Below are 21,804 nucleotides of genomic sequence, written 5' to 3' on the forward strand. Positions count from 1 at the left end.
CTTCGTCTTGGGGTTAGCGGCGGCTGGCGCGCAGCGCATCGGTGGCGGCGCAGTCCACGCGCAGGCTCTCTTCGTCGATCACCACGCCGTACTCGGCGCGCGCCGCGCCAATCGAAACAATGCCGTTGCGCACGTCTGTCGCGACCTGCCCGGGATCGCGCAGCAGCGGCGAACCCCAGCCGCCGCCGCCGGGGTTGTACGTCGCGAGGCAATAGCCGTCGCGCACCGTCATCACCGCGTTCTCCTGATGCGATTCGATCACCTTGCCGTGGCGCTTCAGATCGACGCGGCCGAGTTTGGTCTGCGGCAAGGCGCTCGATGCACCGTTGGCGCCGATCGCGGGCAGCTTGCGCCCTTCCCCGAAGCTCACAACCGTCATCTCGTGGCCGATCGGCTCGACTTCCCAGACCGTGCCGCTGCCGCCGCGATATTGGCCCGCCCCGGCACTGTCCGTGACCAGCCCGTAACGATGGATCAGGATGGGATACGAGTATTCGAGCGTCTCGATGTCGCCCGAATAAAGCGCTCCGAAACAGGACTGCGGACCGCACGCGTGCCAGCCGTCCATGTAGCCGGTCGCCCCCGCTCCCGACACGAGCGACGCCAGCACCATCGTGACGTACTCCTCATCATTTCTTTGGTCGTGCCCCGCAATGTTCACCCCGCTGGAATGCCCCCAGGAGCCCACGGCGCGTTCGGGCTGCGCCTTTTCCAGCGCGAGGCGCACCGCGTCGGCGAGCGTTTCCATTGGCGTCGTCGTGCAGTTCACGTGCGGCGCAGGCTCGCGTGCGTTGCACAACGTCCCCTTGGGTCCGAGATCGACGCTCACACAGCGGTAGAGCCCCTCGTTATACGGCGGATCGAGCTGGGCGAACATCATCAGGCCGAGGTAGACACCCGAGATCGAATTACCTTCGTAGGAGTTGATGAAATAGGGAATCTGCGGCGGACTCTCGATGCGGATGCGGCACGTATCCGCGGCGATGTCCACGGTCGCCTTGATCACGATCTCGCCGAAGCCGTGGCCGGAATCCTCGAGCGTCGCGCTCGCCTCATAAGTGCCGTCCGGGACCGCACGGATAATCTGGCGCATATGGCGATCGGCCATGTCCATCAATTCGTCGATACAGGAACGCACCGTCTCGACACCGTATTTGTCGAGCAGCGCGATCAGGTTGCGCGCGCCAACGTTGACTGCGCCAAGCTGTGCCTTCAGATCGCCCTCCTGGTCGCGGCGCGAGCGCATGTTGCTCAACATGAAATTGACCATGTCGTAGCGCTCGACACCGCGATCCCACAGCTTGACGGGCGGAATGCGCAGTCCCTCTGCGTAGATCTCCTTCGCGTCCGGGTTGTAACCCGCTGGCACCGGACCGCCGATGTCGGTCACGTGGCCCTTGCACACCGTCCAGAACACCAGCTTGCCTTTGTAGAACACCGGCTTGTACATGCAGCAATCGACGATGTGGCTGCCTTTGTAGACCGGGTCGTTGTGGTAGATGATGTCGCCATCGTGCAGGTCGTCGCCGAAGAAGCGTGCGACCTCTTTCATGGCTGGAATCAGCCCGCCGAGGTGAATCGGAATATCCTGGCCTTGCAGGACCATCTCCGGGCGTTCGTTGAAGATCGCATTGCTGTAATCGTGTGCGACGTTGAACACACTCGAGCGCGCGGTCTTCTCCAGCGTCATGGTCATCTCGCGCTGAGTGGTCTCGAGCACGCCGCGCACGACGGCAAGCGTAATCGGATCGACATCTCGTGCCATTACTGTCTCCATCTGATAGGTGTTTATCCGGGCTACCGATGCGGCGCCCGATCCGTGACGGATGGGAACGAGAGTAGGCAGGCAAAATTGGCCGGACAATGCACAGTGGGCCGCGTGCGCACGCGTGTTGTGCTGCCGCTGCGGGCCATACACGCGGACTGTGCTGCTGGCGAACCCAGTACACGCAGCAAGCCCGTTCAGCCATAGTGGTGCTGACCGGACTGCATCGTTCGCTCCAGCTCGATATCTGGAATCGAGTTCAAGAATCGCGATATCGCGCGGCAAAGGACAGCCAGCAACGAGGCCGGGCGGCGAGTTGCTTCACCGCCACGCGTACCGCATCCCGACCCATACGCCCCTCGGCGCGCCCGGCCCGACGAACTGTTCGTTGACGGGTGCAAACCCGTCAAATGTGTGACTCGGACCGTTGAAGAAGTTTTGCCCGAGCACACCAAAGCTCGCGTAGCGCTTGTTCAGCAGGTTCGACACCGTCGCAAACACCTGCAGTTGCCGGGTAACCTGCCAGGTCGTATCGAGATCGATCAGGAAATAGCCGGCGATCTTGCCGTTCGCGTCCTCATTGTTCTCGTCGCCGCGCGCATAGATGCTGCTGCGCCAGGTCAGGTTCGCGCCGATGTTCCACTTCGGCGTGGCCGCGTAGTCGAGCCGTAGCTTGACGGTATTCGCGGGGATGCCGGGAATGTGGTCGCCAGGCCTGACGGTGATGTTGCCCTGGGCGTCCGCGCTCGAATTGCTCGGGCTGCTTTCGACCCAGGTCGAGCGGAAAGTCGCGTCCACGTAACTGTAGTTCGCGCTCACGCCCAGTGGCCCGAACTGGGTGTGCGCGGACAGCTCGATCCCCCGCCGACGCGTGTTGCCGACGTTCTGGAAGAAACCCTGGGTAGTCGTTGGCGTGCTGATGAACTCGATGTCATCGTGCAGCGTCGTGTTGTAGAGCGCAGCACTCCACGTCGTCGTGCTGCCGAGCTTGCCGCGCGCGCCCAGTTCGAACGTCTTCGAAACGACCGGCTTGAGCGCCGGGTCCGCCAGGAAATCGTTCGGCAGCGAGCACGGCGCGGCGGGATCGGCGCAGGTCAGCTCGATCGCGGTCGGCGAGCGCATCCCTTCGTTGTAGGTTGCGTAAGCGGTGAAGCCGGGCGTGGGGTTCCAGTTCAAGCCGATCGCCGGGTTGAAGCGCGAAAACACATGACTGCCGTCGAGCAGCGGCTGAAAACCGCTTTCGTCGCCAATGTCGGCCTTCGCCCAGTCATAGCGACCCGCGAGCGTCAGCGACCATTGCTTCGTCAGCGAGAGCGTGTCCTGCAGATAGAACCCGAGATTGCCGTCGCGCGTCTTCGCGTCGACCTGCTGGACGAAGTCGCCGATGCCGACCGTCGCTCGCGACGCCGTAAAGTATGCGTCCTGCGAATATTGTGTGTAGTGCGAATTGGCGAAATCGGCGGCGATGCCCGCGACCAACTGGTTCTGCATGTCTGCGAGCTTGCCGAGCAGCGTCAACTGCAGACTGGCACCGTAGCTGTCGGTGCCGATCACCGATTTGACGTTTGTGCCTTCGAGCAGGTCGGTCGAGCCGTCAGGCTGGAGCTGTCCGAAATCGGTGTTGTTGTTGCTGCTGACGTTCGTGTTGAGGAAGCGCCGAAAGTAGACGTTGCCGCTCAATTCCACGTGGTCGTTGAAGTAGTGGTCGCCCGCGAGCGTCACGTAGCCGACGCTGTTCAAGTTCTGGTCGGGGAACGTGTACGCTTGCCGAAAGTCGTCGAGGAACGAGCGCGGTATCGTCTGCGTGCCTTGCAAGTCGTTGTCGGCGCCGCCCGCGGACAGCGAGATCGTCGTGTCGGCATCCGTGTAGCGCAGCTTGCCGAAGCCCTGGCGCACCCGGCTCGAATTGTGGTCGGCCCAGCCGTCGTCATTCGCGGCGGTACCGGTCACGTAGTAGTCGAGGTTCTGGCCGATTGTGCCGCCTTGCTCGATTTGCGCGGTTTTTCGGCCCCATGCCCCCCCCGTCACCTCGGCCTCGCCGCCCGGATCCTGCTTGCCGTTCTTCGTCGAGATCGCGATCGCGCCGCCCAGCGTGTTGAGTCCGAAGGCCGGATTCGAGCCTGGTATCAGCTGAATCGTGTCGATTGCCTGTTGGGGAATCAGGTCCCAGTTCACGACGTCGCCGAACGGCTCGTTGACCCGCACGCCGTCCAGGAACACCGACAGGCCTTGTGGCGTGCCCAGCAGCGGCGAGGCGGTGAAGCCGCGATAGTTGATGTCGATCTGGTAGGGGTTGCCCTGCGCTTCGTTGATGTCGACGCTCACCAGGTTCTTCTCGAAGAAGTCGGTGAGCGTGCTGCGGTGCTGTGCCTCGAGGTCTTGTGCGTGCACGATCTGCACGTTCGCAGGCACGAGCGAGAGCGGCGTGCCGATACCGAGCAGCGGCGTCGCTCCGACTACGATGACGGGGGCGAGGGTCGATGCGCTGGCGGAAGCGGCCAGCATAGCGCCCGGAGCTGGTGGTACGGCGCCGGCGGCAGCGGCATCGGCCTGTGCCCACGTCGTCGCGCTGACGCTCGCAAGCACGCATCCGGAACACAAAGCAAAGCCAACGTAGAGTCTATTGCCACTCCGATGACTCAGTCGGCAGACTGCCCTCATCATTCGTCTCCTCGATATTGCGTAGTTGTCTTAATGGGTTCTCGTTGCCGAAAGTGCTTTCGCCCCCCAAGCAACGATGGGCCGTCAATCAGCGAGAACCGTGCCACGGGGGGTGGCAAGCACGCCCTGTCGAACCGCATTCGAAACCGGCGGGCCGCCATCATCGGAATGGCGTTGCCAGGGCTGCCGCCATGGTGGGAGCCGGACTTGTCATCTTTCGGAACACGTCAGACGGAAGCTGTTCCAGGATGCAACAACGCGCAGCCAGACCGGAGGCTCCCCGAGTTCAAGGAAGTTCGTCACGGCAATGGCCTGGAACTTGCGTGAGCGGATCCGAAATCGATCCGATGTCACGGTCCGGCTGGCGCTATTCAGACAAATGAAAGCCTTAATAAGGGCGCCCGCTTGCGAGTGAAATCTGCGCGAGTGAACGTCAAATCGGGCCAGGCACAGTACGTACTTAACTATCGCAACTCTTGATTTGCATCAAATCAGACTGACCTCTGCGCGTCACCATGCGCCAAGGCGCCCAGAGCCACGACGCAGCGGCCAGGCGCCATCCGGGCTTACTGTTTGGCCTGTGAGGTTCCGGCGCCCCGACCGGACCCGCAGCAGGAGGAGACAATGCGCGACGATTCCGATCGCGGCGATACAGGACCGGCTTCCCAGGAAGCGGGCTGGCTTACGCCCTCGATCCAGAGATCCCATGAACGCTCGGAAACCTACGGGCTGAGCATTTCGATGCACCCGGACTACGACGTCCTTTCTACGGCCGATCTGGCATTGAAGCGCGAGCAGAGCCGCATCCTGTGTGTGCACGCGGCGCCCGTCATGGAGACGCTTCGCGAGCAGATCGCCAATACGCAAAGCATGATCGTGCTGACCGACGCCGAGGGCCTCATCCTGCATTCGATCGGCGATGACGACTTTCTCATGCGCGCTGAGAAAGTCGCGCTACGCCCGGGCGCCAACTGGGCCGAAACGCGTCAGGGCACCAATGCGATCGGCACCGCCATTGCGGAGTGCCGTCCCACCGTCGTTCACGGCGATCAGCACTATCTCGCCGCGAACCGGTTCCTCACGTGCTCCAGCGTGCCGATATTCGACCCGTACGGCGAGTTGAGCGGCGTACTCGACGTAACGGGCGATCATCACAGCTACCACCAGCACACCATGGCGCTCGCGAAAATGTCTGTTCAGCTCATCGAAAACCATCTCTTTGCGACGACTTTCCGAACCACCTTGCAAATCTCCTTCCATGAACGCCCGGAGTTTCTCGGCACCTTGATGGAAGGCATTGCGGCGTTTACTTCGGACGGACGCTTCCTGTCGGCAAACCGCAGTGCGCAATTCCAGCTCGGCCTCACGCTCGCTGGCTTGCGCGCGCATACGCTGTCGTCGCTATTCGGACTCTCCAGCTCTGAATTGATCGACCAATCACGCGATAGCCAGGGGCGGCATCTCTCGCTCACGCTGCGAAACGGGCAGCGCGTACGCGCCAACGTCGAGTTCAGGCAACCCGCACCGACGCACGCCGATGGTTGCGTGGCCGAACCGAGGACGACATCGGGAATCCTGCGGCCAGTGGGCGAAATGCACGAGGTGCGGTCGCGCCTCAGTCACCTCGAGACGGGGGACCCGCAAGTCTCGGCTGTCATCGCCAAAGTCCGCAAAATCATCGGCAAGGACATCCCGCTTCTTGTGACCGGAGAAACCGGCACCGGCAAGGAGCTGCTCGCCCAGGCCATACACAACGACTCGCCCCGCCACGCCGCGCCGTTCGTCGCGGTCAACTGCGCGTCGATACCGGAGAGCCTCATCGAGTCCGAGTTGTTCGGCTATGAAGAGGGCGCATTTACCGGCGCAAAACGCAAGGGCGCCCTTGGGCGGATTTTGCAAGCCAATGGCGGCACGCTCTTTCTCGATGAGATCGGCGACATGCCCTACCCGCTCCAGGTGCGTCTGCTGCGCGTGCTGCAAGAAAGGGTCGTGGATCCCCTGGGATCGGCGAAGTCGATCCCGGTGGACATCGCAATCATTTGCGCCACTCACCGGGACCTGCGCGAAATGATCTCCCTCGGGCGCTTCCGTGAGGACCTTTACTACCGCCTCAACGGATTGGTCGTGAAACTGCCGCCGCTGCGCGACAGAACGGACCTCCCACATGTCATCGAAAGCATGCTGAGAGAAGAGTCGCTCAACCGCCCGAGCGGCCCCCCGCTGAGCGTCTCGGAGGAAGTCATGGCGCTCTTCGAGCGATGCCGTTGGCCTGGCAACTTTCGTCAGCTCGGCAACCTCATGCGCACCGCTGCGGCGATGGTCGATGAAGACGGAGAAATTCGGATCGAGCATTTACCGGACGATTTTCTGGAGGACGTTCAGGCCACGGTGGCAGCGACAGCCGCCAGCTCCGGTCTGACGCCACCATCCAGCGCACGCCTTCAGGACGTTGCCGCACACGCGATCACGGCCGCCGTGGCCCAGCACGGCGGCAATGTGTCTGCCGCGGCGCGAGCGCTGGGTGTCTCCCGTAACACGATCTATCGAAAGAGGCTGTCGTCGCCGGATGCCGGAAACGACGATGGCAATGCGTGACGCGCGGTACATCTGTCCTGGTTTGCAACATCCGGTGCGCCAATATGCAACAGCCTGTGCGAATCCCATTGACCGCCTCACTAGTCGCGAAACAAGCCCGTGTGCGGCAACCCCTCTGTCGGCCAATGCCCTCAAGAAGCACCCGCGCTTGCTGAGCACGCCGAAATAGCCATGCGATTCGCCCAGTGCCCGGCATGGAGCTTGCGTAATCGACACGGACCGCCTCTCAAACGCGGTTCCTCGACCAAACGCTTCATTCAAGGAGACGACCATGCAGTGGACGACCCCCAGCTATACCGACCTTCGCTTCGGTTTCGAAATCACGATGTACATCGCCAACCGCTAACGCCATCCCGGGCCGCCGCTCGCGCGCCTCAATCACGGTGACATGCGGCGGCTCAAGGATCACAGACATGAAGATCCAGATTCTCGGCTCGGGTGCGGGCGGTGGACTGCCTCAATGGAACTGCAACTGCACGAACTGCACGAGCGCACGCCACGGTGCAGGCGAAGTCAGACCGCGCACGCAATCGTCGATTGCGGTGAGCGAAAATGGCATCGACTGGATTCTGATCAATGCATCCCCCGATCTACTCGCGCAGTTGCGGGCCCACCCCGAACTGCAACCGGCCCGCGCCATACGCGACAGTGGCATTGCGGCCGTCGTGTTGATCGATGCGCAAATCGATCACGTCACTGGCCTCCTGATGTTGCGCGAGCGCACGACACCGTTGCCGCTCTACGCATGCCGCCCCGTATTCGACGATTTGTCGAGCGGCTTTCCGATCGTTCCGCTATTGAGCCACTATTGCGGCGTGGAGCGTAACGAGATCACGCTCAATGAGCCTTTTGCAATTCCGGCGGCCAAGGGCATTCGCTTCACGGCGATCGAGATCGACAGCAAAGCGCCCCCCTATTCGCCGCGCCGCGCTGCCTCGGCACCGGGTGACAACATCGGCCTGCTGATCGAAAACGTCGCGAGCGGCACTCGCGCGTTCTATGCGCCAGGGCTGACCTCGGCTTCGAGCGCCGTGCGCGAGGCCATGCAATCCGCGCAACTGGTGCTGGTCGACGGCACGTTCTGGCGCTCGACCGAGATGATCGACCTCGGCTTGTCCGACAAAGAGGCCGCCGACATGGGCCATCTCGCGCAATGCGGTCATGACGGCACGCCAGGCATGGTCCAATTGCTCGACACGCTGCCTCGCACCACCCGCAAGGTGCTCATTCACATCAACAACACGAATCCGATTCTCAATCACCATTCCGCCGAGCACGCCGTCATCCGCGCACGCGGCATTGAAGTCGCGCACGACGGAATGCATTTTCAGGTCTAGCCATGAACGCACCGCTGCCCTCTGCGATTCCCGACTCGACGCCCTGGACTGCGGACGAGTTCGAAACGCATCTGCGCGCGCTCGGCTCGCGCTATCACATCCACCATCCGTTCAATCTGCGCATGAATTCGGGGCAGTGCTCCCCCCCACAGATTCGCGGGTGGGTCGCCAATCGTTTTTACTACCAGATCAACATTCCGCTGAAAGACGCGGCCATTCTTTCGAACTGCCCGGACCGGGAAACCCGGCGAATCTGGATCGAGCGCATCCACGATCATGACGGTCACGGCGCAGACGCCGGCGGCATCGAGGCATGGGCACGTCTTGCCGATGCGGTTGGAATCGAGCGTTGCGCGCTCTGGTCGCTCGAGCACGTATTGCCAGGCGTGCGCTTTGCCGTCGATGCGTACGTGAATTTCGCGCGGCGTGCGCCGTGGCAAGAAGGGGTTTGCTCTTCGCTCACGGAAATGTTCGCGCCGCAGATCCATCGCGAGCGGCTGGCCGGTTGGCCCTCGCTCTATCCGTGGATCGAGCCGCAAGGGCTGCAATACTTTCGCAGCCGTATTCCGCTTGCACAACGCGATGTCGAACATGGGCTCGCCGTGACGCTCGCTTACTTCACCACTCGCGAAGCGCAACAGCGCGCGCTCGCCATTCTCGGATTCAAGCTCGACATTTTGTGGTCGATGCTCGATGCCATCGACAAGGCGTATCCAATATGAACATCGTCGAAGCCGAAAACCGCGCATGCCCCTGCCCTCGCTTGCGGAAGTTGTTCAGGCTCCAGTGGGAAGAGACGCAGCGTGCCTACGTGCTGCTGTATCCCGAAGGTCTGGTCAAACTCAATCCGAGTGCCGGCGAGATTCTCGCGCGATGCGACGGCACGCGCGAACTCGACGAAATCATCACCGAACTGGAGGCGCTATTCAACGTCTCCGATCTTGCAGTCGACGTCTATCGCTTCATCGATCACGCGCGACAGCGCGGCTGGCTAGAATGATGCACGCCAACTCCCATCCCGCCTCCCCGCCCCTGTGGCTGCTCGCCGAGCTGACTTATCGGTGCCCGCTGCATTGCGCGTTTTGCTACAACCCGGTCGACTTTGCGCATCACGAAGCGGAACTCGACACCGATACCTGGTGCCGCGTGATCGGCGAAGCGCGAAAAATGGGGGCCGCGCAGATCGGATTTTCCGGCGGCGAACCGCTCTTGCGCGACGACCTCGAAACGCTGGTGGCATACGCGCGCGGGCTCGGGTTCTATACGAATCTGATCACCTCCGGTATCGGTTTGAACGAAGAGCGCATCGACGCGCTCAAGCGCGCGGGCCTCGACCATATTCAACTGTCGTTTCAGGATTCGACCCGCGAACTCAATGATTTCCTCACCAGTACACGCACCTTCGAGCGCAAGCAGCGCGTCGCGACCCTGATCAAGGCGTACGACTACCCGATGGTGCTCAACTGCGTGCTGCATCGCTTCAATCTCCCGCACGTCGCGCAGATCATCGAGATGGCGCTCGACATGGGCGCCGAATACCTCGAACTTGCAAACACCCAATATTACGGCTGGGCGATGCTAAATCGTGAGCAACTGATGCCGACAGCCGAGCAGCTTCGCGAGGCCGAAGCGGTCGTCAATCGCTATCGCGAGCGCATTGGCGAGCGCTGCCGGATTCTGTACGTCGTGCCCGACTACTTCGAGACGCGGCCGAAAGCCTGCATGAACGGATGGGGCTCGGTGTTCCTCGCGGTCGCGCCGGATGGAACCGCCTTACCCTGCCACGCCGCACGATTTCTGCCGGGACTCGATTTTCCCAATGTGCGCGACACTTCCCTCGCGGACATCTGGTATCACAGCTCGGGTTTCAATGCTTATCGAGGCGACGCCTGGATGCGCGAACCCTGCCGCAACTGCGACGAGCGAGAGGCCGATCATGGCGGGTGCCGATGCCAGGCCTACATGCTGACCGGCGACGCAGCGGCGGCCGATCCCGTTTGTTCGAAGTCCAATCATCACGCTGCGATCGAACACGCGGTCAGATTTGCGCGGATTCCGACATGCGAAGGCGATGAACGACTGCTGGTCTTTCGAAGCCGCGAAAACTCCAGGCGCTTCGGGTAGCGTTCGCCGGGGCCGGGGCACGGCCGACCCGGCGGCCCGCTAGCGCCTGCGCCGCCAGTTCGTCTTCGGAAAGATGCGCCGGCTCCGCGAACGACTCGCGAGCAAGCGCCAGCGCTGCGCATAAGCCAAGGGTATGGGCGAGAAAAATTCTGCGGGTCGAACTCATGAACTACGCTGCTGGGAAATGAATGAGCGGGCACGCTGCGCGTCGCCGATCTGGCGACACGCAGCGCGATTCGCGTTTGCAACGTGAAACTGACGACTGGATTTATTGCTGCGCTTTGCCGTTGAGCGGCGTCGTGGACGACTTCGCGCTATCCGCGGTCAGCTTCGTCGTACCTGCGGTGTAGCCGTTCGAGTACAGCAGGAACGCCATGATGTCGGCGTAGTCCTGATCCTTGAGCTTTCCGGGGCGGTCCGCCGGCATGTTGGTCGACATGTAGCCGAACACGCCGCCGATGGTCAGGTGCGCATGCGCCGCAGGAGCAAACGCCGGTCCGCTCAGCGCAGGAGCGTTGAGGCCCTTCAGATCCGCGCCATGGCACTTCGCGCACGCGCTTGAATAGAGGCTCTTGCCGTGCTTGACCTGAGCGCTGTCGAACGACGGACCGTCCCCGCCCACGCTCGCATCGACCTTGACGAATGCGCCTCGCGCGGCCACCCCGGAGCCTGCAAGCTCGTTCGTCGACACCGCGGCGAGTCGAACCGGACCATCGCGGTAGCCGAATTCAGCGGTATCCGGACGCGCGGCCAACGCCGTTGCGGGCAGCGTCCAATGCTGCGTCAGGGCCGCCAGCCTGCCGTCGGCCTTCATCCTGGCCAGTGCCGAATCGATACGCTGTTGCAGCACGGCATCCTTCTGTTCAAACGCAAAAACCAGATGCCAGTCGGCATAGGGCGACGTGGTGCCCGAAATTGCGAAGCGCTCTTGCGGATGGGCCAACGTATAAGCGACGACGGCTGGATACCAGACGATCGCGCGCCGCGCATGACCCGCCGCGAGCGCGGCAATGGTCTGCTCCGGCGTGCTTTCCAGATCCAGCTTGACGTTGTGCTCCTGAACCGCGATCAGATGGGCGGGGGTCGCATACGTCGCTGCGACGATGTCTTCGGCCGGGCGCAACGCGCTCCCGCCGCTCGCCGTGATGCTGACATACCCGGAGCGCAAATAGCCGGGAGAGAAACGCAGCTTGCTGCCGGACGCATCGGCAACCGATGAGCGCGGGAATCCTGCAATCACGTCGCAGCGCTTGCCGAGTGCACGGTGGAGCTCCTTCACCGACACGCCGTCGTCGTCACTGCCGTCGAATGCGCCGCTCGTCACCGTAACCGCGATCCCGGCGGTACGGAACGCCTCCTGGGCGACCGCACGATCGAGCGTCGCGGAAGGACTGCCAGGAAAGGTGCAAACACGCACATCCGCGCTTGCGAAGCTGGGCGAAAGCGCCGCGCCGGCCATCAGCATACTGGCGACGGCGAATGAGTTGAGTCGAGGTTTCATCATCGTGCATTCCGGTACGTGCAGGGGTATCACGGCGAAGGCGCAACCGAAGCGCGCATCGCCGTGCCTGTATCGAGAGAATCAGCCGTGGCTGAGTGCGAACACGTAAAGCGTTCCCCCAAGCGGCACCTTCTCGGCCGCCTTCGCCATCGGGCCGCCCCAGATCGGGTTGGCGCCGCCATAGCCGGTCAGGATCGCTACGTACTCCGTGCCGTCGACTTCGAAGACGGAAGGCTGTGCGATGATGCCGCTCGCGAGCTTGGGGCTTTGCCACACGGTCTTGCCCGTGGCTTCATCGAACGCATACAGGTGCCCGTCGAGCGAACCACTGAAGGCAAGGCCACCCGCCGTCGTCGCGACGCCCCCGTTCCACGGCAGCTTGCTCCAATGGCTCCAGACCTTCTTGCCCGTGTTGACGTCGATCGCCTGCAACTCGCCATAGCCCTTGCTGCCCGGCTCCGGCTTGATCTCGAAGCCTTCGCCGAGGTATGGCAGGCCTTCCATGAAGTTCACCGACTTGCCGGTCAGCGACATGCAGGCATGCAACGATGGAACGATCGCCAGATGCCTGTCGGGGTCGTACGAGAGCGTCCACCAGTTCTTGCCGCCGAGGAAGCTCGGGCAGGTCTCGATCGTCGTGCCGGCTTTCGGGTACTTCGTGGGGTCCTGAATCGGGGAGCCGTCGGCGTTGTAGCCGGTCACGGACTTCGCCGCCACGAACGGTCTCGCGTAGATCAGCTTGCCGGTGTTGCGGTCGATCGCGTGAAAAAAGCCGTTGCGGTCAGCGTGGATGATGGCGTCGTAATCCTTCCCTTCATAGGAGATTTTGGCCAGTACAGCGGCGTTCACGCCGTCGTAGTCCCAGGTGTCGTGCTTCGTGTACTGATAGTGCCACTTGAGATCGCCGTTCTTCGGGTCCAGTGCGAGCAGAGAGTCCGAGTAGAGATTGTCACCGGGGCGCAAGTCCGCAAGCCAGGGCCCCGGGTTGCCGGCTCCCCAGTACAGCGTCTTCGTTGCCACGTCGTAGGTTCCGGTCATCCACGCCGGCGCGCCGCCGTGCTCCTGCATGCCGTCTGGCCAGGTCTTGCCGTCCTTCTCAGAGGCATTCGGAATCGTGAAGCGCTTCCAGAGAATCGAACCGTCGTCCGCATTCAAGGCAGCAATGAATCCGCGCGCGCCATATTCGCCGCCGGAATTGCCGACGATGATCGCCCCGTCCAGCGCGAGCGGCGCCAGCGAGAACGCGTAACCAATGCCGGGATCGAACATCTGCTTCTTCCACACGAGCGCGCCCGTCTGCGCATCGAGCGCCACGACCTCGCCGCTCAGCATCGCGATGTAGACGTTCTTGCCATAGAGCGCCACACCGCGGTTGACCACGTCACAACACGCGGTCTTGAACGATTCAGGACCCAGTTTCGGCTCGTATTTCCAGAGCTGCTTGCCCGTTACCGCGTCGAAGGCATAGACGTTGTCCTTTGGTGTGCTGACGAACAGATAGCGGCCGTTGATGATCGGCGTCGCTTCGAAGCCCTGCTTGAGTTCGGCGGGGAACTTGTAGCTCCACACTTCCTTGAGGTTCTTGACGTTCGAGACGTCGATTTGCTTGAGCGGCGAATGGGCCTGCCCGTTGTAAGTGCGGTAATACGTGAGCCAGCCGGGGTCGTTCTGCGCCGCGGTCAGTCGTTCGAAAGTCACTGGAGGGTATTCGCCGGCTGTCGCCGCCGATCCCAGCCCCATCGCCGCGACCGCCGCGACTGCCATCGCAAGCAGTGCGGGCTGTGCGGCCGAAGCCAAGCGTGCTTTCATCCTTGTCTCCTGTCGATCGGAATGGGCGCACTGGCACCTGCTCCGATCCGATACAACGTTGTTGAGTGTCGACGCCATGCCATTCGGCCAGCGCCAGCATCGATTGAATGCAGTCGGGCTGCGCGGTCTCTAACGCAAGTCGTATGCCATTCACTTCACCAGGCGCGGCGGGGCACCGCGTAGGGATGAAACGCACCACCACGCGATGTGGCCGTACGCCGCGCGCACCGCGACGCTGTTGCAGCGTGGTACAGCTCACGCGCGAGGTGTTGCGCAACGGGACACTGCTAAGGGGTGAGCATTCGCCCTGGCATCGCGCTGCGAGCGCCGTTGCGCGACAAAGATCTATGGCCTTTGGGCGCCTTGCTCGATCTCGGGTCTTGGTGCGCAAATGGCATGGTTCTCGCTCATTGCGCTTCGCACGATGAAATGTGAGGACGCGGTGACGAGTCTCACGCCATCCCTCCTGTCTCCATCGCGGCGGTCATATAACCTTTGGAGGAGTCAGCATGAATCACGCGGAATTGCAGCATCTGAACGCCGATTTTCCGTACAAAAAGCAGTACGGCAATTTCATCGGCGGCGAATGGGTGAAGCCCGCAGGCAACGAGTACTTCGACGACCTCTCGCCAATTACGGGCGAGCCGTTCACGTCGATCCCGCGCTCGCGCGAAGCCGACATCGAACTCGCGCTCGACGCGGCACATCGCGCGCGCAAGGCGTGGGGCGAAACACCGCCCGCCACGCGCGCCACGATTCTCAATCGCATTGCGGACCGGTTGGAGCAGAACCTCGCGCGCCTCGCGGTGGCCGAGTCGATCGACAACGGCAAACCGCTGCGCGAGACGATGGCGGCCGACATCCCGCTCGCGATCGATCACTTTCGCTATTTCGCAGGCTGCATTCGCGCACAGGAAGGTTCGATCGGCGAAATCGACGGCGACACCATCGCCTATCACTTTCACGAGCCGCTCGGCGTGGTCGGCCAGATCATTCCGTGGAACTTCCCGATCCTGATGGCGGCGTGGAAGGTCGCGCCCGCGCTCGCGGCAGGCAACTGCATCGTGCTGAAACCCGCCGAGCAGACGCCCGCGTCGATCCTCGTCTTGATCGAGCTGATTGAAGACTTGTTGCCTCCGGGCGTGCTGAACGTGGTGAACGGCTTCGGCCTCGAAGCCGGCAAGCCGCTTGCAACCAGCAAACGCATCGCGAAGATCGCCTTCACGGGCGAGACCACCACGGGCCGCCTGATCATGCAGTATGCGAGCCAGAACATCATTCCCGTGACGCTGGAGCTGGGTGGCAAGAGCCCGAACATCTTCTTTGCTGACGTCATGGACGCCGACGACGGCTACTTCGACAAGGCGCTCGAAGGCTTCACGATGTTCGCGCTGAATCAGGGCGAGGTGTGCACGTGTCCGTCGCGCGTGCTGGTCGACGAGAAGATCTACGACCGGTTCATGGAGCGCGCGCTCAAGCGTGTCGCAGCGGTTACGCAAGGGCACCCGCTCGATCCAAAAACGATGATCGGCGCACAGGCATCGGAAGAACAGCTGGAAAAGATCTTGTCCTATGTCCAGCTCGGCAAGCAGGAAGGCGCGCAATGCCTGATTGGCGGCGAGCGCAATCAGCTTGGCGGAGAACTCGCGAACGGCTATTACATGCAGCCGACCGTGTTCCGCGGCCACAACAAGATGCGCATCTTTCAGGAAGAGATCTTCGGGCCGGTCGTTTCCGTGACGACGTTCAGGACCGAAGAAGAAGCGCTCGAAATCGCCAACGATACGCTCTACGGTCTCGGCGCGGGCGTATGGACGCGCGACGGCAATCGCGCATATCGCTTCGGGCGCAAGATCCAGGCGGGCCGCGTGTGGACCAACTGCTATCACGCCTACCCCGCTCATGCGGCGTTCGGCGGCTACAAGCAATCGGGTATCGGCCGCGAAACGCACAAGATGATGCTCGATCACTATCAGCAGACGAAGAACCTGCTCGTCAGCTATAGGGAAAAGCCGCTGGGTTTCTTCTGAGTCGATGGGCCCCCGAGCGAAGGCGATGGGGCCCAACCGTCGGCGCACATGTTGCGTTCGATGACGTGACTGAATGATCCCCGTGAGGGACTGGATCCATGATCGCTTCGACACGGCGCCATACGCATTTCGCGCGCTACGGGTTCGCTATATTGCTCAGCGCCGACGTGGTGCCGGCGAGCGCCGCCGTGCCTTGTCGAATTCCTCCGTCTGGCGCTGCTCGCGGTGACGGCAGGGACAGAAAGCAGCTCTGTGCGGTCGCACTTGTCGTGCTCGGACTGCACGGGCTGCTCGCGATCGAAGCGTTTCGCTTGTTCGAGTCGAAGGCGACCACAAGCGAACCTGTCGCCCTCGATGTCCAGTGGAACACCCTCACGCGTCTGCCGGCTTCGGCCCTTCCCGTACCGGCACCGGTGCCGCCGGCTCGCCAGGACAAGGTTCAACCGGAGCAGGTGCCGCCATCTCCTTCGGCGCTGCCGCATCCACATCGCTCCACGGCACTTCCCGTGCGCCGCACAGCGCCGCCACAGACCCCGCAGGCTTTGCAAACACCGCAGGCTCCCGCGCCTACCGGGTCGAGCATCGCCCATCGGAGCGCGGCACTGGCGGCGCCTCAGGCCATGCCCGACGCCGATGCCGATGCCGACGCCGACGCCGCACGCACGAACGCGAACGCAAGGCCGTCGCCTGCGGTATCGGCTCCGGAAGAAGCCGTCGCGCCAGCGTCGAGCGCGCCCAGCTTCAGCGCCGCGTATCTGCACAACCCGCCGCCGGCCTATCCCGCGATTGCGCAACAGCGCGCGTGGGAAGGCACGGTGCTGCTGAAGGTCCATGTGCTCGCGAGTGGCAAGCCGGACCAAATCGAGGTCGTGTCGTCGAGCAGTCACGAATCCCTCGACGATGCCGCGAAAGAAGCTGTCGCGGGCTGGCGTTTCATACCGGCAAAGCGCGCAGCGCAGGCCGTCGACGGATGGGTCCAGGTACCCATCGAATTCAAACTCGGAACCTGAGGTTCAAACCATGTCCGACATGCTCACGCATTACATCGTCGACTTTGCACTTGGCTTGCTCGCAACGCTTTCCGCACTCAGCTGGATCCTGATTCTCAGTAAAGCGTTCACGCACTGGCGCGCCGCGGCACGGAACCGGCGCTTCACCGAAGCGTTCTGGAGCGCCGCGCGACGCGACCCCGCACACGCGCTGGGCAAACCGCAGCAAGCCGACGCATGCGCCAGGGGGCGTCTCGCGCGCATTGCTGCCGAGACGCTCGCGGCCGATGCGCCCTGCTGTTCCGGTCAGCAGGCGGAGATCGCGCGATGGGACCGGCACGAGCTGCTGGAGCGATCGCTCAACCAGCAGATCCAGCGCGAGCGCCGGACCCTCGAACAGGGCTTGACACTGCTCGCTTCGATCGCCAACGTCGCCCCGTTCGTCGGACTCTTCGGCACGGTCTTCGGGATCATCCACGCGTTGCACGCGGTGGCAAGCGGGCCGTCCACCGGCATCGCAAGCATTGCGGAGCCGGTCGGCCAGGCCCTCGTGGCCACGGGCGTGGGCATAGCCGTGGCCATTCCCGCCGTGCTCGCGTACAACCTCTATCTTCGGCGCGTTCGCGTGTGCGCGGCCGATCTGGAAGACTACGCAACGGATCTCGTCAATCTGGCGCAGCGGCTCGGGTTCAGACTCGTGCATTCGCATGCAGCGCCCGTCGGCACGGTGTCGCTGACGCAGCGCCCGGACGAGGTGCAAGCATGATCTCCAGCTCCACCGAACAGGACGACGAGCCGCTCGCGGCAATCAATATCACGCCGCTCGTCGACGTCATGCTGGTGATGCTTGCCATCTTCCTCGTCGTCGCGCCGATGCTGACGCACGCGATACGCGTCGACCTGCCGAAAGCGGACGCGGGCGCAGCCAGGCCGGGCGATCATGTGGTGACGCTCACGCTCGATGCGCAAGACAGAGTGTTTCTCGACGGCCGCGAAACGCCCTTCGAGAAGCTCGAACCCGCACTTGAACGTCTCGCGTCGCGGGACGCGCGCATCAGCGTGAATCTTCGATCGGACCAGCGCTTGCCGTTCGGTCAGGTGGCGAAGGTAATGGGCATCGTTGGGCGAGCCGGCATCGTGCACGTGGCGATCGCGACGGCGGACAACGTCGAAACGACGAACACACGGGGCAAGGTGCCCTGATGTCTTCGTCGCTGCGTACCGTCGAACGCTCGCAACAGCTCCCCAACCGGACCACGCCAGAAACAAAAAACCCGCGCGGCCTAACGCCAACGCGGGTTTCAGGATTCCGGCGGAGGATGCCGGAACAGATCTTGGTGCTCAGGGCGGGACTCGAACCCGCATGCCTTTCAGCGCTACCCCCTCAAGATAGTGCGTCTACCAATTTCGCCACCTGAGCAAGAGGAACGGGATTGTAGCGACTCATTGCAGATTTTTGAAGACCTGCATCGAAAAAATTTTCAGCTTCGTGAAGCGCCTTCGCGCCGATCGATCTGGCACCGCTATCTGATGGCGCATTGGACACGCATGCACTTGTGCAATGACACACGCGCGTGGCCCGCACGCGTCCTCAGCCATCGACCTCGCGCAGGAATTCCGCCACCATCTCCGCCACCCTGGCCTCCTGCTCGCGGTGCGGAACGTGGCGCACGCCTTCCATGATCGCCGCGCGCGCCGGGCCGCTCACGCGCGCCGCGATCGTCTCGGGATGCACGCGCGTGCCGTACTCATCCAGGCTGCCATGGATCGCGAGCGTGGGGCACTGCACACGCGGCAGCACCGCATCGAGCGACCAGTCGGCGAACTCGGGCGAGAGCCACGTCTCGATCCACGCGTCGAGCACCCATTGCGTCTTCTCGCCGTGGTAGCGGGCGAGGCGCGCGAACTGCGCGGGATCGCGAAACTGCTCGCGCGCCTCGCGTATGCCCGCCAGCGTGCGGTCTTCCGCGAAGGTCTGCGCCGCCTCGGTCACGAGCGCCACGCAACGCTGCGCGTGCTGCGCGGCACACTCGATCGCCATGCCGCCGCCCACGCTATGACCGAACGCCACGAAGCGGTCGATCCCCATCTGCTCGCACAGCGCCGGAAAGAAGCGCTGCGCCTCGTCCCGCACGAACTCGGGACCCACACGGTCCGTGCGCGCGTCGGAAGCGCCAAAACCCGCGCGGTCATAGGCAATCACGCGACGTTTGGTTGCGTGCGCAAGCGTCTGTGCGAAGGTGCCCCACAGCGTGACGCAGCCCAGCGAGTCGTGCAGCAGCACGATCGGCGCACGGCGTGCGAGCGCGTCGTCGGTCACGTCCCGCGAACCATCCGGCTCCCAGCTGCGTGCGAACAGCCGGCCCGTTGCGGTCTCGATCCAATGGTCCTGCGGGTTCTGGGTGGTGGCTTGCGTCTCGCTCATGCTCGTTCAGTTCTCGATGGTTTATCCAATCAGGTGCCGCAGGATGCCCGCTGACGCAACGCCGACGATCACCGTCGGCAGCAGCGAGAACCGCGTCGCAGCAAACAGTGTAATCGCAAGCGCCAGCAGGTCCGCGGGATGGCGCGACACGAAAGCCGGCGCGATCACCGAGATCAGCACGCAGCCCGGCACGTTTTCCATCACCGCGCGCATGCGCGGGCTCAGTGTTCGATCGCGCAGCACGACGTAGCCGAGAATGCGCGTGAGGTAGGTCGTGGCGGCCATCAGCACGATGATCGCCACGGTGCTGGCGTCAAGCATCGCGCGGCTCCATCAGCACGGCGGCGGCCAGCCCGGCGCAGGCGCCCGCCGCCACGTACCAGGCGCCCGGCACGAACAGGTAGGTGACGGCCGCCACCGCGAGGCTCACGAACCACGGCAGGCTCGCGCGCGCGCCCTTCCACATGCCTTTGAGCAGCACCAGAAAAACGGCCGTGAACGCCATGTCGAAGCCGTACTGCTGCACGTCGCCCAGCACGGGGCCGAGCGCCGCGCCCAGCGCCGTGAACGAGACCCACGTGAGCCACAGATTGATCGCGACGCCAAGGTAATACGCCATGCTGATGCGATCGGCGCCGCGCGCTTTCGCGTCGGCCATCGCCATCGCCCAGCTTTCGTCGCACATCAGGAAGAGCGAGGCCAGCGCGCGCCGCAACGGCACGTGCCGGAGGTACGGCGCGAACGCCGCGCCCATCAGGATATGACGGGCATTCACGAGAAACGACATCGCCACGATCAGCGCGATATGCGGGGGCGACGTCCACAGGCGGATCGCCGCGAATTCCGATCCGCCGCCGAAGTTCATGCCCGTCATCATTGGCACCTCGAGCAGGGTCATGCCCTTTTGGGTGGCCTGCGCGCCCAGCACCAGCGCAAACGGGACGAAGCCCATCATGACGGGCAGCGCCGCGCGCATGCCGCGCGCGACTTCCGACGATTCATACGATTGCCGCGCACCGGCGGCCTGTCCAGGGATACTGCTCATTGACTTTACGACTCCTGCAAAGGACGCCTATTTTCTGCGGAATGCGTTCGAATCGGGTTGCGTTGTTGCCATTTTGTAAAGAGAATTTGGCATTCAGTGCCAATAACTCCACGGATTTCGGTATGGAACACCAGGTGAAGCTCGACGCCATCGATCGGCGCATCCTCAACGCCCTGCAACGCGACGGGCGTTTGCAGAACGTCGACCTCGCGCAGCAGGTCGGTCTTTCACCCTCGCCATGTCTGCGGCGCGTGCGTCTGCTCGAGGAAGCGGGCGTGATCGAGAAGTACGTGGCCGTGCTCAATCCGGCCAAAGTGGGCAAAGCGCTGACCGTGTTCGCGCGCGTCTGGCTCAAGGGCCAGGATGCCCAGACGGTCGACCGCTTCGCCGAGGCCGTGCGTCAATTCCCCGACGTGGTCGAATGCCATCTGATGGCCGGCGACTGCGATTTCCTGCTGCGCATCGTGGCCGCCGATCTCGACGAATACCGGCGCTTCCAGATGGAATACCTCACGCGCATTCCCGGCGTGCAGAGCGTGAAAACCGATATTCCGATGCAGAAAATCAAGCTCACTTCCGAGATTCCGATGTGAGCCTGGGTGTCGGGCGGGTCTCAGCCAGGTCTCAGGCGGGTGTCAGGCAATCGTCAACGCAAAATTAACAATGTCTGACAGTAGCCGACGAAATACCGACACATAATGAGATAAAAGACGGACCGTCCGCCAAGGCCCCGCTGTCACAACCGGGCTGGGCGGACGGCCGAAACAGGCTTCGTCGCCACATGCTGAGACCACATGTCCAACAACAGTGCCCCGCCAAGGCGCGCGAGCTTTGTTGCGCGCGCAAGATCGCATTCCCCGCCGATGATCGGCCGCAAAGCGCGCGCCATCCGTGTGCCGCCGCGCCCGCTCGCCCGCAGCGAGCGGCTGCGCCTGATCCGGCGCATTCGCGAGCTGGAGGCCGAGAATTCGGCGCTCGCGCAACTGACGATTACCGATTCGCTGACGGGCGCGTACAACCGCCGCCATCTCGAAGCGGTGCTGGCGAGCGACGCGCGCCTGCGCGACCGCACGCATAGCGCCGCGCTGTGCGTCTTCGACATCGATAACTTCAAGACCTTCAACGACACCTACGGCCATAACGCCGGCGACCAGGTGCTGCGCGCCGTCGCGCGGTCGGTCACGAGATGCCTGCGCGCCGGAGACGACTTCCTCTTCCGGCTGGGCGGCGACGAATTCTGCGTGCTGCTGTTCGTGAACGCCGCGTCCGAGGCGCTGCGCATCGTCAAGCGCATGCAGCGCGCGGTGAAGGCGCTGCTGCTGCCGCAACGCGAGATGGCGCGCCGCGCGCTCACGATCAGTTTCGGCGTGGCATGGCGCGGCAACGATGCGCGCAATCCCGAAGCGCAGGCGAGCCCCTGGGACATGTATCTGCGCGCGGATGCGATGCTCTATGACGCGAAGCGTGCGGGACGGGACCGGATCGAGTTCGCGGCGGTATAGCGCGCGCGTGCCGGGCGCGCG

General features: G+C 63.2%; 19 protein-coding genes and 1 tRNA gene. 12 read left to right on the top strand and 8 right to left on the bottom strand.

The genetic code is table 11. The annotated features are described in order from the left end of the window. Window positions 1-13: 13 nt before the first annotated feature. Window positions 14-1,765, bottom strand: a complete 1,752-nt coding sequence (gene capB / locus BO1_RS31330) for a caprolactamase subunit beta (RefSeq protein WP_028220931.1) — start codon at window positions 1,763-1,765, stop codon at window positions 14-16. A 321-nt stretch (window positions 1,766-2,086) separates the two neighbouring features. Continuing rightward, window positions 2,087-4,270: a TonB-dependent receptor gene (locus BO1_RS31335; RefSeq protein WP_322788550.1), complete on the bottom strand. Its 2,184-nt coding sequence runs from the start codon at window positions 4,268-4,270 to the stop codon at window positions 2,087-2,089. A 780-nt stretch (window positions 4,271-5,050) separates the two neighbouring features. On the opposite strand from BO1_RS31335, the gene BO1_RS31340 reads away from it, so the two are divergent. From BO1_RS31340 to pqqE, 6 genes are all read left to right on the top strand, one after another. Then, window positions 5,051-7,021, top strand: coding sequence for a sigma-54-dependent Fis family transcriptional regulator (locus BO1_RS31340; protein ID WP_028220933.1), 1,971 nt, complete (start codon window positions 5,051-5,053; stop codon window positions 7,019-7,021). 271 nt (window positions 7,022-7,292) lie between these two features. Next, entirely contained in the window at window positions 7,293-7,367 is a 75-nt protein-coding gene (pqqA, locus tag BO1_RS58165) for a pyrroloquinoline quinone precursor peptide PqqA (RefSeq protein ID WP_006485436.1), read from the top strand. A gap of 67 nt (window positions 7,368-7,434) precedes the next feature. After that, window positions 7,435-8,358, top strand: a complete 924-nt coding sequence (gene pqqB / locus BO1_RS31345; protein WP_028220934.1) for a pyrroloquinoline quinone biosynthesis protein PqqB — start codon at window positions 7,435-7,437, stop codon at window positions 8,356-8,358. A gap of 2 nt (window positions 8,359-8,360) precedes the next feature. Next, window positions 8,361-9,080, top strand: a complete 720-nt coding sequence (gene pqqC / locus BO1_RS31350; protein WP_028220935.1) for a pyrroloquinoline-quinone synthase PqqC — start codon at window positions 8,361-8,363, stop codon at window positions 9,078-9,080. Continuing rightward, window positions 9,077-9,358, top strand: coding sequence for a pyrroloquinoline quinone biosynthesis peptide chaperone PqqD (pqqD, locus tag BO1_RS31355; protein WP_028220936.1), 282 nt, complete (start codon window positions 9,077-9,079; stop codon window positions 9,356-9,358). Before pqqC ends, pqqD begins: the two co-directional genes overlap by 4 nt. Further along, window positions 9,358-10,482, top strand: a complete 1,125-nt coding sequence (gene pqqE, locus BO1_RS31360; protein WP_028220937.1) for a pyrroloquinoline quinone biosynthesis protein PqqE — start codon at window positions 9,358-9,360, stop codon at window positions 10,480-10,482. Before pqqD ends, pqqE begins: the two co-directional genes overlap by 1 nt. 268 nt (window positions 10,483-10,750) lie before the next feature. Here pqqE and BO1_RS31365 read toward each other — a convergent pair whose 3' ends face one another. Together BO1_RS31365 and BO1_RS31370 are read right to left on the bottom strand one after the other, a co-directional pair. Beyond that, window positions 10,751-11,983 carry a c-type cytochrome gene (locus tag BO1_RS31365; protein ID WP_028220938.1) on the bottom strand — a complete coding sequence of 411 codons (1,233 nt, stop codon included), beginning with the start codon at window positions 11,981-11,983 and terminating at the stop codon, window positions 10,751-10,753. An 81-nt stretch (window positions 11,984-12,064) separates the two neighbouring features. Then, window positions 12,065-13,792, bottom strand: a complete 1,728-nt coding sequence (locus tag BO1_RS31370; RefSeq protein ID WP_028220939.1) for a methanol/ethanol family PQQ-dependent dehydrogenase — start codon at window positions 13,790-13,792, stop codon at window positions 12,065-12,067. A gap of 509 nt (window positions 13,793-14,301) precedes the next feature. On the opposite strand from BO1_RS31370, the gene adh reads away from it, so the two are divergent. The 4 genes from adh to BO1_RS53530 all read left to right on the top strand — a co-directional run bounded on the left by adh (window position 14,302) and on the right by BO1_RS53530 (window position 18,014). Next, complete coding sequence (gene adh / locus BO1_RS31375; protein ID WP_028220940.1) at window positions 14,302-15,822, top strand: aldehyde dehydrogenase; 1,521 nt, start codon at window positions 14,302-14,304, stop codon at window positions 15,820-15,822. A 269-nt stretch (window positions 15,823-16,091) separates the two neighbouring features. After that, complete coding sequence (locus BO1_RS61410) at window positions 16,092-16,832, top strand: energy transducer TonB (RefSeq protein WP_245643953.1); 741 nt, start codon at window positions 16,092-16,094, stop codon at window positions 16,830-16,832. A 10-nt stretch (window positions 16,833-16,842) separates the two neighbouring features. Further along, window positions 16,843-17,577 carry a MotA/TolQ/ExbB proton channel family protein gene (locus BO1_RS53525; RefSeq protein WP_043287341.1) on the top strand — a complete coding sequence of 245 codons (735 nt, stop codon included), beginning with the start codon at window positions 16,843-16,845 and terminating at the stop codon, window positions 17,575-17,577. Then, window positions 17,574-18,014 (top strand): ExbD/TolR family protein, encoded by a 441-nt coding sequence (locus BO1_RS53530; protein ID WP_052409676.1) that lies wholly within the window; start codon window positions 17,574-17,576, stop codon window positions 18,012-18,014. Before BO1_RS53525 ends, BO1_RS53530 begins: the two co-directional genes overlap by 4 nt. 132 nt (window positions 18,015-18,146) lie before the next feature. Here the strand turns inward: BO1_RS53530 and BO1_RS31395 are convergent. The 4 genes from BO1_RS31395 to BO1_RS31410 form a co-directional block, all read right to left on the bottom strand. Further along, a tRNA-Leu gene (locus BO1_RS31395) sits at window positions 18,147-18,231 on the bottom strand. A gap of 171 nt (window positions 18,232-18,402) precedes the next feature. Next, a complete protein-coding gene (locus BO1_RS31400; RefSeq protein ID WP_028220941.1) occupies window positions 18,403-19,236 on the bottom strand; it encodes an alpha/beta fold hydrolase in 834 nt (277 codons plus the stop codon). A 21-nt stretch (window positions 19,237-19,257) separates the two neighbouring features. Continuing rightward, window positions 19,258-19,557: an AzlD family protein gene (locus BO1_RS31405; protein WP_028220942.1), complete on the bottom strand. Its 300-nt coding sequence runs from the start codon at window positions 19,555-19,557 to the stop codon at window positions 19,258-19,260. Continuing rightward, window positions 19,550-20,281 (bottom strand): AzlC family ABC transporter permease, encoded by a 732-nt coding sequence (locus tag BO1_RS31410; protein WP_028220943.1) that lies wholly within the window; start codon window positions 20,279-20,281, stop codon window positions 19,550-19,552. The genes BO1_RS31405 and BO1_RS31410 overlap by 8 nt, the downstream gene beginning before the upstream one ends. Before the next feature lie 134 nt (window positions 20,282-20,415). Between BO1_RS31410 and BO1_RS31415 the strand changes: the two genes are divergently transcribed. Both BO1_RS31415 and BO1_RS53535 read left to right on the top strand, forming a co-directional pair. Next, window positions 20,416-20,874 (top strand): Lrp/AsnC family transcriptional regulator, encoded by a 459-nt coding sequence (locus tag BO1_RS31415; protein WP_028220944.1) that lies wholly within the window; start codon window positions 20,416-20,418, stop codon window positions 20,872-20,874. A 270-nt stretch (window positions 20,875-21,144) separates the two neighbouring features. Next, window positions 21,145-21,783 carry a GGDEF domain-containing protein gene (locus tag BO1_RS53535; protein ID WP_052409677.1) on the top strand — a complete coding sequence of 213 codons (639 nt, stop codon included), beginning with the start codon at window positions 21,145-21,147 and terminating at the stop codon, window positions 21,781-21,783. Window positions 21,784-21,804 lie beyond the last annotated feature (21 nt).

The organism is Paraburkholderia oxyphila NBRC 105797 (genome assembly GCF_000685075.1).
GTDB classification, from domain to species: domain Bacteria; phylum Pseudomonadota; class Gammaproteobacteria; order Burkholderiales; family Burkholderiaceae; genus Paraburkholderia; species Paraburkholderia oxyphila.